Genomic DNA, 12,624 nt, shown 5'->3' with positions numbered 1-12,624 from the left:
CGCACCGTCATCCTCCGCTCTCTCACGGCTCCTTCAGGAGGGCTCCTCATGCCCATGCGTACGGAGATCCCCGTCTACCACCCCGACCTGTATTCGGCGTCGGCCATCCGCGACACCTATCCGCACTACGCCGCACTGCGTGAACTAGGCCCCGTGGTGTGGCTGAGTAGGCAAAAGGTGTACGCCCTGCCGTGCTATGCCGAGTGCAAGCAAGTGCTGCTGGACGACGACACCTTCGTCTCTTCCGGTGGCGTCGCCCTCAACCCCGTCGCCAACCGCGTGGGCCAGGGCACCACCCTGTTCAGCGACGGCGACGAGCACGCTCGCCGCCGCTCCCTCCTCGCGCACCGCCTGACTCCCCGGGCGCTGCGCACGATGAAGGACACCGTCGACCAGCAGTCCGCCGCCGTTGTCGAGGACGCCGTGGCCCGCCGGACGGTCGATGCCGTCGAGGTCGCCACGGCGCTGCCGATGTCCGTCGTCCCCGACCTGGTCGGCTGGCCCCGTCAGGGCCGTGAGCACCTGCTGCGCTGGGCAGGCGCCACCTTCGACGCCCTGGGCCCGCTCAACTGCCAGGCGGCGCGCACGCTTCCCGCGTCCCTCGGCATGCTGCGCTACGCGCGCGGTGTCGTGCGCGAGCGGTCCGCGTTGGACGGCAGCATGGGCCACGACCTGCTGCGCGCCGCCGACGAGGGCCAGATCATGCCCGCGGAGTGCGCCACGATGATGATCGACTACCTGGCGCCCTCCCTGGACACCACCATCAGCGCCATCTCAAGTGCCCTGTATTTGTTCGCCCTTCACCCCGAACAGTGGCGCCTGTTGAAGGCGAACCCGGACCTCGTTCCGAATGCGGTCAACGAGGTCGTCCGCTACGAATCCCCGATCCGGGCCTTCTCGCGGACCGCCGCCCACGACACGGAACTCGCCGGCATCGCTCTCCCCAAGGGCTCCCGGGTGCTCGTCCTCTACGGCTCCGCCAACCGCGACCCGCTCGAGTGGGACGACCCGGACACCTTCGACATCCGCCGCGACGCCGCCCGTCAACTCGGCTTCGGGCAGGGCACCCACGGCTGCGCCGGCCAGGGCCTGGCCCGCATGGAGACCTCCGCGATCCTGCGCGCCCTGGTCGAACGGGTCGACCGCATCGAGGTGACCGGCGCACCCGAGTGGGCCCTGAACAACGTCATCCACCGCCTTGAGCGCCTGCCGCTCGAACTCATCCCCGCCTGAACCCGCCGCTCGCCCGTTCGAGGACAGCTGAGGAAAGCACCATGAAGATCTCCGTCGACTATCCACGCTGCGAAGGCCACGGCCTGTGCGCCGACCAGGCCCCTGACATCTTCAGCCTGGACGACGACGCCGAACTCACCTACCGCTTCGAGGGCACCGACGTCCCCGGTGAGCGTCAGCCTGCCGCCCGCGCGGCCGTCAACGCCTGCCCGGTCGCCGCCCTGCGAGTCCTGTCGTGACCGCACCCCGCTCGGTGCTCATCGTCGGCGAGTCCCTCGCCGGCACCACCGCCGCACGCCACCTGCGCGCCCTCGGCCACACCGGACCGGTCACACTGATCGGTGCCGAGGAGCACGGCGCGTACTCCCGCCCACCCCTGTCCAAGGCGGTCCTGAAGGACCCATCCGCCGACCGGACCCTGGGCCTGGCCCTCGACGGCCTCGACGCCGACGTCATCCGCTCGCCCGCCGTCGCCGCCGACACCCGCCGACGCTCCGTCACCACCGCCGACGGCCGCCAGATCGACTACGACGCGCTGATCGTCGCCACCGGCGCGGACGCCCGCCGACTCGCCGCCCCCGGACAGCGGGGCGAACTCGTCCTGCGCACCCTGGAGGACGCCCGCCTGCTCCGCGCCCGCCTGGCGGACGCCGGTTCGGCGCTCGTGCTCGGCGCCGGTTTCCTCGGCATGGAGGTGGCCGGCGCCTGCGCCGCCCGCGGCATCCCGGTGACCGTCGTGGACGCCGACCGGCCGCTGGAACGCATCCTCGGCACCCACCTGTCCGCCGAGATCACCGCACGTGCCGCAGCACACGGCATCCGCTTCGTGCAGGCCACCGGCTTCGCCACCCTGACCGGTGACCCCGTGGGCGGCGTGGCGCTCCCGGACGGCACCGAGCTCACCGCGGACCTGGTGGTCACCTGCGCCGGAGAAGTACCGTGCGTCGGCTGGCTGACGGGGACGGGCCTCGCCGGCCGCCTCGGCGTCGGCATCGACCAGGCCTGCGCCACCACCGTGCCCGGCGTGTTCGCCGCCGGTGACGTCACCTACCTTCGCGGCGACGGCACACAGCCCGACCGGCGTGCGCCCTTCTGGTCCAACGCCGTCGCCCAGGCCAGGACCGCGGCGGCCTCGGCACTCGGTCTTCCTCCGCCGGGATCAGCGCAGGACGACTACTTCTGGACCGAGGTCGCCGGTCTCACCGTCAAGATCGTCGGCCGTCTGCCGCTCCTCGGTGAACCGAGCACGGTGCAGGGCAGCGTGGCCGACGGACGCGCACTGCTGACCTGGAGCCATGCCGACGGAACGTCGACGGCGGTCGCCTACGGACTGCGCAAACCGGTCACCGCACTACGGGCCTTGGCCGCCACCTCGCTGCCGCCGTCACCGTGACGGCGGCAAACACACAGAGGCGCTGTCAGGTCACGTTCCGCCCGGCCGGAGCCATGAGAACAGGGCGCGGCGGCCGGACAGAGCAACCGGCGCGCCGTCCGTTGCCGAGGCCCGCCGGGAACTCGGTCACGGCCACGGCAGCGGAAGATGACGGAATACTCCACGGGCCGGCACGTCGACAGCTCCGTCAACGTGCACATCATCCCCGGTCTCGGATCTCGGAACCTCAACTCGGTCACGCTGATCGTGATCGGACGCTTCCTGGACGAGCTGGAGAGGGACGGGGTCGGGCGCGGGAACGTGTACGTGAGGGAGGCGCTGCGGGCAGCCGACGAGTTCCTTGCCCTTGAGATCGTCATGATGGTGGGTAGCGGCCTGCGCAATGGCGAGGCCGATCGAGAGTGGGCGCGAAGGGCGGTCGCCTCGCGTCGGGGGCTCCATAAGGCTTCAGCCGAACGACGGCCCGGTTGACGGCGTCCGTCGCGCGGTTTCCGGCGCGATCGGGTACTCAGGAACGGTGAACGAGGACGCGACCGACCCCTTCGTGCATGTCCGGGGCGCCGGTGAGAACAACCTGCGGAACATCGATGTCGACGTTCCGCGGGACGCGATGGTCGCCTTCACCGGCGTCTCCGGTTCGGGCAAGTCCTCGCTGGCCTTCGGCACGCTCTACGCGGAGGCCCAGCGGCGCTACTTCGAGTCCGTGACACCGTATGCCCGACGGCTGTTGCAACAGGTCGGCGCACCGCACGTGCAGGAGATCACCGGACTGCCACCGGCCGTCGCCCTGCAGCAGCGACGCGGCTCGCCCAGCTCGCGCTCGACGGTCGGCACCATCACCACGCTGTCCAATCTGCTGCGCATCCTGTACTCCCGCGCCGGCACCTATCCGCCCGGGGCCGCACGGCTGGAAGCCGAGTCGTTCTCACCCAACACCGCGGCCGGCGCCTGCCCGAACTGCCACGGACTGGGCGTCGTGCACGACGTCGCCGAGGACCTGCTCGTCCCGGACCCCTCGCTGAGCATCCGCGAGGGGGCGATCGCCGCCTGGCCGGGCGCCTGGCAGGGCGCCAACCTGCGCAGTGTCGTGAACGGCCTGGGGATCGACATCGACCGACCGTGGCGCAGGCTCAGGAAGAAGGACCGGGACTGGCTGCTGTACACGGACGAGCAGCCCTCCGTGTACATCGAGCCGGAGGAGGACCGCATCGACTACGGCTACCAGGGCAAGTTCTGGAGCGCCCGCAAACACGTCATGCACGTCCTCGCCGACTCCAAGAGCGAGAAGATGCGTGAACGGGCGCTCCGGTTCGTCAGGAGTGTGCCCTGCCCCGAGTGCCACGGCAGCGGACTGCGGCCCGAGGCGCTCGCCGTGACCTTCGCCGGACGTTCCATCGCCGAGATCAACGCGATGCCGCTCACCGAGGTCGTGGCGCTGCTGCAGCCCATCGCCGGGCGGTCCGAGGCCGACGCCACCACGTCGACCGCCCGATCCGGGGAGACGACCGAGGTCGCGGTCCGGATCTGCGGCGATCTGGTCGCGCGGATCGACGTACTGCTCGACCTGGGCCTCGGATATCTCAGCCTCGGGCGCCGCTCCACGACCCTGTCGCCCGGCGAGGCGCAGCGCCTGCGCATCGCCACCCAGCTGCGCTCGGGGCTGTTCGGCGTCGTCTACGTCCTCGACGAACCCTCCGCCGGCCTGCACCCGGCTGACGCGGAACCGCTGCTGGACGTGCTGGACCGCCTCAAGGCGGCGGGCAACTCGCTGTTCGTCGTGGAGCACGACATGGACGTCGTACGGCGGGCGGACTGGGTGGTCGACATCGGCCCCGGCGCGGGCGAGGGCGGCGGACGCGTGCTGTACAGCGGCCCGGTCGCCGGTCTCGAGCGGGTCGATGAGTCGGCCACGAGCCAGTACCTGTTCGGGCGCGCCCAGCCGCTCGACCACCGTCCGCGCACACCGCACGGCTGGATGCACCTGAGCGGCGTCTCCCGCCACAATCTGCGCGACGTCTCCGTCGACGTACCGCTCTGCGTCCTGACGGCGGTGACGGGCGTGTCCGGTTCCGGGAAGTCGACGCTGGTGACGCAGGTGCTCGCCGAGGTCGTCCGCGGCCACCTCGGACTCGCACCCGAGGAACCCGACGAGGCGCAGCTGGAGGTCGACGTCCAGGACGCGTCGGGGGTCGAGTCGTTCGACCGGCTGGTCCTGGTCGACCAACGGCCCATCGGCCGGACTCCCCGGTCCAACCTGGCCACGTACACGGGGATGTTCGACGCGGTGCGCAAGCTGTACGCGGCGACGGACGAGGCCAGGGCGCGCGGCTACTCGGCCGGGCGGTTCTCCTTCAACGTGCCCGAAGGGCGGTGCGAGACCTGCCAGGGCGAAGGATTCGTCGCGGTGGAACTGCTGTTCCTGCCCGGCACCTACGCGCCGTGCCCGACCTGCGAAGGCGCCCGGTACAACGCCGAAACGCTGGAAGTCACCTACCAGGGCAAGAACATCGCGGAAGTACTGGCGCTGTCCGTCGACGCCGCCGCCAAATTCCTGTCCGCCGTCCCGGCCGCCTCCCGCAGTCTGGAGACGTTGCGCGAGGTGGGGCTGGGGTATCTGAGGCTGGGCCAACCCGCGACGGAACTCAGCGGCGGTGAGGCGCAACGCATCAAACTGGCGACCGAACTGCAGCGAGCCCGCCGCGGGCACGCGCTCTACCTGCTCGACGAGCCGACGGCCGGGCTGCACCCCTCGGACATCGCGCTGCTGCTGCGACAGCTGCACCGGCTCGTGGACGCCGGCAACACGGTCGTCCTCGTCGAGCACGACCTGGACACGATCGCCACCGCCGACTGGGTCATCGACCTCGGGCCGGGCGGCGGCGACGCGGGCGGGCGGGTCGTCGCGGCGGGCCCGCCGGCCAAGGTGGCGAGGGTCCGCCGCAGCGCCACCGCGCCCTATCTCGCGGCCCGGCTCGCGCGCTCCTGACGACAGAATCGCGATCGCGAATCCCCGAGCACCTGCGGCGCGATCCGCCGGGTGGTCTCGCGCACCAGCGCGGTGCGCGAGTACGCCGACTTTGCGGCAACCGGGGGACCCGACCTGCCGCGGCAGTCCCGCAGCCCGGCGTGAGCGGTTGCCTGTGACTGAATGACCCCATGCACTTTGTGATCGCGGGTGGACACGGAAAGATCGCGCGCCGGCTGACCCGGCTGCTCTCGGCGCGCGGCGACAACGTCACAGGGCTGATCCGCAACCCGGACCATGCCGACGACCTGCGCGCGGACGGCGCGGAACCGGTGGTGTGCGATCTGGAGCGTGCCTCGGCGGACGAGGTGGCCGGCCACCTCGGCGGCGCCGACGCGGCACTGTTCGCCGCAGGCGCCGGACCGGGCAGCGGCGCGGCCCGCAAGCAGACGGTGGACCGGAACGCGGCCATCCTCCTTGCCGACGCGGCCGAGCGCGCCGGGGTGCGCCGCTTCCTGGTGATCTCCGCGATGGGCGTGGGCAGCCCGCCGCCGCCCGGCACCGACCCGGTGTTCGCCGCCTACCTGAAGGCCAAGGGCGAGGCGGACGCCGACATCGCCTCCCGTCCGGGACTGGACTGGACGATTCTGCGCCCGGGGCTGCTGACCGACGACCCCGGCAGCGGCCGCGTCACGCTCGCCGAGCACACCGACCGCGGCCAAGTACCGCGCGATGACGTGGCCGCGGTGCTCGCCGCCCTGCTCCACGAGGCCAGGACCGCCCGGCGCATTCTCGAGCTGATCAGCGGGTCCACCCCGGTCGAGGAGGCGGTACGCGCCGTGGCCGGCGGCTGACGCCGCGCAAGGACACCTCGACGTAGTTGTGAGGGAAGGTGCCGGGGCCGTCGTAGTGGCGTTGCGCGGCTCTCTGGCACTGTCACCGCTTCCTGGCCCGGCTGCCGTCCAGCAGTCCGTGCAGGTGCGCGGCGGCGTTCTCGATGTCCGCGTATTTCTGCTGTGCGGCGCGTACCTCGGCAGAGAGCACACCGCAGCGGTGGACACGATCGAAATCGCCGTAGGGGAACTTGTACCGGCCCTTGGTCTCCTCTCCCATCTCGTCATCGATGCCCAGGTACCACCTGGCGTACTCGTTGAATCCGTGTTCCTCGAGGTAGGCGTTCTCGTCCGCTGCCGAAGGCCGGTGCTCGCTCCACTCGTCCCGGTCGTCCAGGACGATCCGGCCCTCTTCGGTCAGTTTCCTTGCGTGGTTGAACGCCCTCGGGTTCAGTTTCACCGTCATGCCGTTCACCGCCCCATCGAAACAGTCGTGTTCAGAGGTCGGCTGCTGCCGCCCGGATATCCTGCCGCGCCTGCCCCATCAGCTCGTCCAAGTCGCCGGCCTCAGGAGCGAGTTCCCGCGCGCGGGGCGCGATCTGCTGCAGCCATGCCGCAGTGGCCAGCGCCAGTTCGACGGCCTCCCGGGTCCGCTCCTCGCCGAGCAGTTTCTCGACCTTGAAAGCAATGCTCGCGAGCGTGTCGTCATCGGTGGCAGGCACCAGGTAGGGCTCCAGGCCCGGCGGATACGGTGTCCGCTCCCGGTACTCACGCATCGCGGTCACGACCGCGGGCACCGCGCTGTACTCGTCGAGGAGGCCCATGAAGACGTACAGGCGGGCCACCAGCCGTGGCAGGCCGGGGTGCCGATCCAGCCAGGCCATCAGCTCACGCTGATCACCGAAGTGGTCCGTGATCTGCGACATCGCCTGCGCGACCCGGCTGGGCAAGGTCCAGTGGAAGGGCAGCAGCCGCGCCACCTGATGGGCGAGCGCCGCCTCGCCCTCCGCGTCCAGCGTGCCGGCGACGAATTCGGCGACCTGCCTGTGGTCCAGTCCGTAGCCGGCCGGAGCCGCCCGGTCCTGTGAGCTCTGCGACGAGTCGTGGCGCAGACGCAACAGCTGTGTGCCGATCTTGCTCAGTGTCCGGTTCCGCATCGTTTCTCCCAGCGCTCGCGATGTGTTCTTCATCGTCCGGAGAGCTCATGCGCTGCTGATCCGGCGGGTGCCGGATACTCCGCCCGGCTTGCCGGGCCGGTCCGGCAGCGCGTAGCGGCCGTCCGGCAGGTGGCGGGCGCGGGACTGCCCGACGGCCTCCGCAAGGCCCCTGCGAAGCGCCCGGGTCCCCACGACCGGCCATGGACGGCCTGCTTGAGCCCTTCGCGCGTGGCGGGAAGCCGCGCCCCGAACTGCGCGGCGCCGTCGACGGAGAGCCGGTTTCGTAGCCGGTGCAGGAAGGCACGCAGTGCGGCGTACGAATGCTTCCGGCGTTCCTTGGGCCAGCCGTTGGCCTCCTCGTTTCGTTGCCGGAGCGCTCGACGGTTCTGGACCGTTGTCCCGCACCGCCGGGCTCCTCGGCTCAATGACCGCCGCTCTCGTTGATCTCGGCGTCCACCCCTCCGGACGAAGGCGTCGTCGGTCTCTGTGACGTCCGCGAATGGGGGCCACGCGGCTGCGGACGTGACGCCGCCCACCGTGGACTCGAGCAATCCGTTCATCCTCCTTCAGTGGTTCGCCGGCCGCCATCGCCTGCTCGACCCACGAACGCAGGACGTGCGCGGTGCCGCGCAGGCCGCCGGCGAGGTCGCGGGCGACCTGTCCGCGGGCGCGCGGGGCTGACCATGCGGCAGGGGCCGCACCAGGTGGCCCACACCGGGTTCCTACCGGTGCACACGGGGAGCCCCTCGTCGAGCACTCCCCAGGGTCACGAACCGGGTGGCTCCACGCCTGCGTCTGGCGAGTCAGGAATGCACAGGTCCAGTCGCCCCACGGGTACGAGAGAAGGGATGATCCACACATAAGCCGGCCCGTGAGCGGCTACGCGACATGCCGCTCGGTTCCCCTGTTCGGCACTCCGGACGAAGTCGAGATCCTGCGCCTGGCCATGGCCCACATAGCCGCCGTGGGGCCATACAGCGCCGAGGCCGGATACCTCAAGGTGGGCGGCGGCCCGGTCCCCAGTCCAGGGGACGGGCAGATGCCTGCCTTGGCCGTGAGCCGGAGGGTGCGGGAGCCGGCCGGGCGGGACGGCAACGTGACCGGACCCCGCAGGCCCTGGGGCCCCGGGGATACCGCGTCGCCACCATCGATGCGCACCGCATCGGGTGCGCACTGCACGGCGGCGGTGTGGACCGACTGCCGCACGGCATGCACCAGGCGCCCACGGCGGCGCGGTACTGATGCGCACCAGCCTCGTGATGCACCGTGAGAGCCCGCTCCGGATACTCGGGAGGACGTTTTCGGCGAACCGGATGACGGTGTTGACGATGCCCCGGATTGCGCTGGGGACCGTGTCCACTCCTCAGCCGCTTGAAGCACAAGCCCCTCCACCCCGGCCGCCGTCCACGCCGGCCAATCCGGCGTCAACGTGAACGGCGCCGCCAGGCCGCGGTCCGCGAACGACGCCTCCAGCGCCGCCCGAACGGCCGGCCGGTCAGGTCGTCGCCTCGGTCGACCACGTCGAAGGCCACGAAGCGCGCCCGCCACTCGTGCGGTGCCTGGGGGACTCGTCCCGCGTCCGGCGAGCCGCTGCCGCAGCCGCTCGAACGCGGCCTGTCCCGCTCCCGCACCCCGGCTCGCCATGGAGAGCGCGGTCGACCGGCTCGTAGGTCAGCCCAGCACTTCTTCGATCGGGGCGTCGGCGTCCACGTAGCGCACGAGCTTGCGGTTCGCGAATTCCACGAGGCCCACGTCGCCGAGTTCGCGCCCGTAGCCGGAGCGCTTGATGCCGCCGAAGGGCAGCTCCGGTCGGGACGCGGTCGGGTGGTTGATCCATACCATGCCCGCCTCCAGCCGGTCCGCGACTCCGCGAGCACGTTCCGGGTCGGCGGCGAAGACCGCGCCTCCCAGGCCGTAGGGGGAGGTGTTGGCCAGTGCCACGGCCTCGTCCTCGTCGGCGACCCGGTAGACCGTGGCGACGGGGCCGAAGAGCTCTTCCCGGTAGGCCCGCATGTCCGGTGTGACCTCGGTGAGAAGGGTCGGCTCGACGAAGGCACCCGGCAGGTCGGGCCGCCCGCCGCCCAGCACCACCGTGGCTCCCTTGTCCACCGCGTCATGAACCTGCTCCATCAGGAGTTCGGCCGAGGCCTCGGAGGACAGCGGGCCGAGCGTGGTGGCGGGGTCGGCCGGATCTCCCGGTTGCACCTCGCTCATCCGGTCACGCAGCCCGGTGAGGAAGGCGTCGTAGACGTCGGCAAGGACGATGAAGCGCTTGGCCGCCACGCAGCACTGCCCAGTGTTGCCCATCCGGCCGAGGAACGCGGCGTACACGGTGCGCTCGAGGTGGTGACCGTCCAGCACGACGAAGGGATCACTGCCACCCAGCTCGAGGACGGACTTCTTGACATTACGGCCGGCGATCTCGCCCAAGCTCACACCCGCCCGCTCGCTTCCGGTCAGTGACGCTCCCTGCACTCGAGAGTCATCGATAATTTTCCCGACGTCTCTGCCCCGCACGAAAAGATTGGTGTAGACCCCGCTCGGCAGACCCGCATCCGTGAACAGCTGCTCAAGTGCCAGTGCGGACTGGGGGCAGCTGCTCGCGTGCTTGAGCAGGATCGTGTTGCCGAGGACGAGGTTCGGACCCGCGAATCGGACGACCTGATACAGCGGGAAGTTCCAGGGCATCACACCGAGAAGGACGCCGACCGGCTCGTTCACCAGCACGGCCGTGCCCTCGGGCACCGGCAGGGCTCGTTCTTCCAGCAGCTCGGGACCGTGCTCGCCGTAGTAGGTGAGGATGTCGGACGCGAGGTCGACCTCCGCACGGCTCGAGTTGATCAGCTTGCCGACCTCAAGGGTCAGGAGGTGCGCCAGTTCCTCCTTGCGCTCCCTCATGAGCCGGCCGGCGCGGTGCACGAGGGCTCCCCGATCGGCCGTCGACCGGGCACGCCAGTTCGGAAAGCTACAGTGCGCCGCGTCTATCGCGCGCCCTACGTCCTCCGTGCTCAGCGCCGGGAACTCACGAACCCTTTCGCCGGTGTACGGGTTGACCGTGGCGATGGGGCTTCCCTGGGCAGTGACATGGGCGTCCATGACGCCTCCCTGGAGTCGGGGCACCTCGGGTTTCCACGCCCGGACCCGCTCACACGTGCTGATTCGTCCCATGCCACGGCAAGCTGTGGCACCTGGGTCCTCCATGCGAACGCTTGAGCGACACACCGGCAGTGGGAACCGATCGACCGCACCGAGGGCGGCACCTCAACTGGTCCCTCATCCCCATCGTGGCGGGCACCGTGATCGAAACCTCCTTCATGGCCACAGCACTCGGCCCAGACCCGCAGCTGGGGGCTGCCCCACCGGTCGCGGACCAAGTTCTGCTGCGTCGGCGCTCTCATGGCGTGGCTCTTTGCCCTGTGTGCAATACGACGAGCTCAACATGGTCGGCGAGGCCCTGCACACCACGGAGCGCGGAGGCGCCAAGGTGTGGGTAGTCGTGGTCACCGCCGTCCGTGCGCGGGCGCGGGCCGGGTCAGCGTGGCAGGCTTGCAGAGGGTCCGCGCCGTTCGTCGCAACACAGCAGCGAAGGAGGACGACGCATGGATGAGCAGGAATTCGCACATACCGTCGCCGAGCGCACCGGACTGGGCCGGCAGGAGGCGGCCGACCTTACCTGGGCCACGCTCGAGACGCTGGCCCACAGGCTGAGCCCCGGGGAGGCCAGGGACCTGATCACCGAGCTCCCGAAGGGCCTCGCGGAGGCGGTCCGCCGGGGAACCACGGACCGCATCGAGCGCTTCGGCCACCACGACAGCGTGCAGCGCGTGGCCGAACGCACCATGCTCAAGGAGGAGGAAGCCGACAGGGGGGTGCGGACGGTACTGGCCGTGCTCCGGGAGGCGATCAGCGAGAAGGAGTTCAACGACCTGATGTCGCAGCTCGGAGCGGACTTCTCCCAGGCCCTCGAATCCGCCGGGTGACTCCGGGGCCTTCGGCACGGCGCCCGTGTCAGGCGCCGGCGGCCCGGACGCTGCCTGTGCGCCGGGGCGCGGTGGACGACGCCCGCGGACCGCCGGTCCCTCGCGGCCGCCACGACGCGAGGCGCACACGAAGGCGTGGTCATGACGGCTGACGTGCCCGAGACCTCCTCCGCCAGATCCGTGCGTGTCGTCCTGTTGGCCCACCCCGGTCTGCCCTCGGAGATCGCCCGGGCTCTCGCCCCCGGTTGCCCGACCTTTTCCGCCACCGGCCCGCTCGGCCTGCTCGATCCGCTCGATGTGCCCCGCCAGGGATGGCGCGGGCCCTTCGAAGCCCTCCGGAGGCATGATGGCGCCAACGGTCATCCTGCCGCCGGGATATGGGCGCCCGGTAGTCGGCGAAGACTTCCTCGGCGCTCATCCCCTCGGGTACGTACCAGTGCGTCTGCGCGCCTGCCGTGAGCTGTCCGGCAACATCCGGCTCGCCCGCGATCACCTCGGGAATCGCCACGACCGCCCCTCATCTACGTGAAGAAGGCCCTGACAGCCGCTGACGAAGATCTCGCGCTTGAGATCGTCATGATGGTGGGCTGCGGCTTGCGGAACGGGGAAGCCCGGGCGGAGGTTCCCCCCCTCCGCCACGCTCGGTGCGGGAAGAGATGGAGCGGTACGAGGAGAAGCGCGGCACCACGAAGGAGGGCTATCTGCTGCGCGGTCCGAGCGGCTACTACACGGAGCCGATGGAACGCCGCCGTGTGCAGAGGCCCGCACGCCGGAGAACAGGCGGCCCATCGCGCCGTGCCGCAGCCGGTCAGATCGACAAGGCACTTCCGAGATGCAATCTTCCCATGCCGCGGCGGCGGATCTCATCCGCGTTCGATGACCCGAACCTGATCGCGTACGGCGGGCTGGAGCCGGTGGTGCGGCTGGCCGAGCGGTGCGGTCTGCCCAAGCTGGCCGGCGAGCACGTCCGGCTGCCCGCCTCGAAGGACGGTCGTGCCTGATGTGGTCCTAGAAAAACCCCATCATCGCAGGTCACGAGGCACTTCTTCGTTTCTGGGTGAAC

General features: G+C 70.6%; 12 protein-coding genes. 9 read left to right on the top strand and 3 right to left on the bottom strand.

All coding sequences use genetic code 11. The features are described 5' to 3' along the window. Nucleotides 1-48: 48 nt before the first annotated feature. From RKD20_RS05540 to RKD20_RS05515, 6 genes are all read left to right on the top strand, one after another. The gene (locus tag RKD20_RS05540) at nt 49-1,233 is read left to right on the top strand and encodes a cytochrome P450 (protein ID WP_424876681.1); all 1,185 of its coding nucleotides are present in this window, start codon (nt 49-51) and stop codon (nt 1,231-1,233) included. Between the two features lie 41 nt (nt 1,234-1,274). Next, complete coding sequence (locus tag RKD20_RS05535) at nt 1,275-1,472, top strand: ferredoxin (protein ID WP_020116872.1); 198 nt, start codon at nt 1,275-1,277, stop codon at nt 1,470-1,472. Further along, complete coding sequence (locus tag RKD20_RS05530; RefSeq protein WP_424876680.1) at nt 1,469-2,626, top strand: NAD(P)/FAD-dependent oxidoreductase; 1,158 nt, start codon at nt 1,469-1,471, stop codon at nt 2,624-2,626. Before RKD20_RS05535 ends, RKD20_RS05530 begins: the two co-directional genes overlap by 4 nt. A gap of 147 nt (nt 2,627-2,773) precedes the next feature. After that, a complete protein-coding gene (locus RKD20_RS05525; RefSeq protein WP_424876679.1) occupies nt 2,774-3,097 on the top strand; it encodes a hypothetical protein in 324 nt (107 codons plus the stop codon). Nucleotides 3,098-3,143: 46 nt separating this feature from the next. Then, on the top strand, nt 3,144-5,612 hold the full coding sequence (gene uvrA / locus RKD20_RS05520) for an excinuclease ABC subunit UvrA (protein ID WP_424876678.1): 2,469 nt from the start codon (nt 3,144-3,146) through the stop codon (nt 5,610-5,612). Between the two features lie 170 nt (nt 5,613-5,782). After that, a complete protein-coding gene (locus tag RKD20_RS05515; protein WP_424876677.1) occupies nt 5,783-6,445 on the top strand; it encodes an SDR family oxidoreductase in 663 nt (220 codons plus the stop codon). A gap of 82 nt (nt 6,446-6,527) precedes the next feature. Here RKD20_RS05515 and RKD20_RS05510 read toward each other — a convergent pair whose 3' ends face one another. Then, entirely contained in the window at nt 6,528-6,890 is a 363-nt protein-coding gene (locus RKD20_RS05510; protein WP_424876676.1) for a hypothetical protein, read from the bottom strand. 31 nt (nt 6,891-6,921) lie between these two features. After that, nucleotides 6,922-7,581: a hypothetical protein gene (locus RKD20_RS05505; protein ID WP_424876675.1), complete on the bottom strand. Its 660-nt coding sequence runs from the start codon at nt 7,579-7,581 to the stop codon at nt 6,922-6,924. Nucleotides 7,582-8,118: 537 nt separating this feature from the next. Between RKD20_RS05505 and RKD20_RS05500 the strand changes: the two genes are divergently transcribed. Next, on the top strand, nt 8,119-8,262 hold the full coding sequence (locus RKD20_RS05500; protein ID WP_424876674.1) for a hypothetical protein: 144 nt from the start codon (nt 8,119-8,121) through the stop codon (nt 8,260-8,262). Between the two features lie 990 nt (nt 8,263-9,252). Here RKD20_RS05500 and RKD20_RS05495 read toward each other — a convergent pair. Next, the gene (locus tag RKD20_RS05495; protein ID WP_424876673.1) at nt 9,253-10,677 is read right to left on the bottom strand and encodes an NAD-dependent succinate-semialdehyde dehydrogenase; all 1,425 of its coding nucleotides are present in this window, start codon (nt 10,675-10,677) and stop codon (nt 9,253-9,255) included. 503 nt (nt 10,678-11,180) lie between these two features. On the opposite strand from RKD20_RS05495, the gene RKD20_RS05490 reads away from it, so the two are divergent. Both RKD20_RS05490 and RKD20_RS05485 read left to right on the top strand, forming a co-directional pair. Continuing rightward, nucleotides 11,181-11,561 carry a DUF2267 domain-containing protein gene (locus RKD20_RS05490; RefSeq protein ID WP_424876672.1) on the top strand — a complete coding sequence of 127 codons (381 nt, stop codon included), beginning with the start codon at nt 11,181-11,183 and terminating at the stop codon, nt 11,559-11,561. A 644-nt stretch (nt 11,562-12,205) separates the two neighbouring features. Further along, complete coding sequence (locus tag RKD20_RS05485; protein WP_424876671.1) at nt 12,206-12,562, top strand: hypothetical protein; 357 nt, start codon at nt 12,206-12,208, stop codon at nt 12,560-12,562. Nucleotides 12,563-12,624 lie beyond the last annotated feature (62 nt).

Source organism: Streptomyces sp. SLBN-8D4, assembly GCF_049739545.1.
Lineage (GTDB): Bacteria > Actinomycetota > Actinomycetes > Streptomycetales > Streptomycetaceae > Streptomyces > Streptomyces canus_C.
The sequence above is the reverse complement of the archived record's forward strand: the minus strand, read 5'-3'. Positions and strand labels throughout refer to the sequence as shown.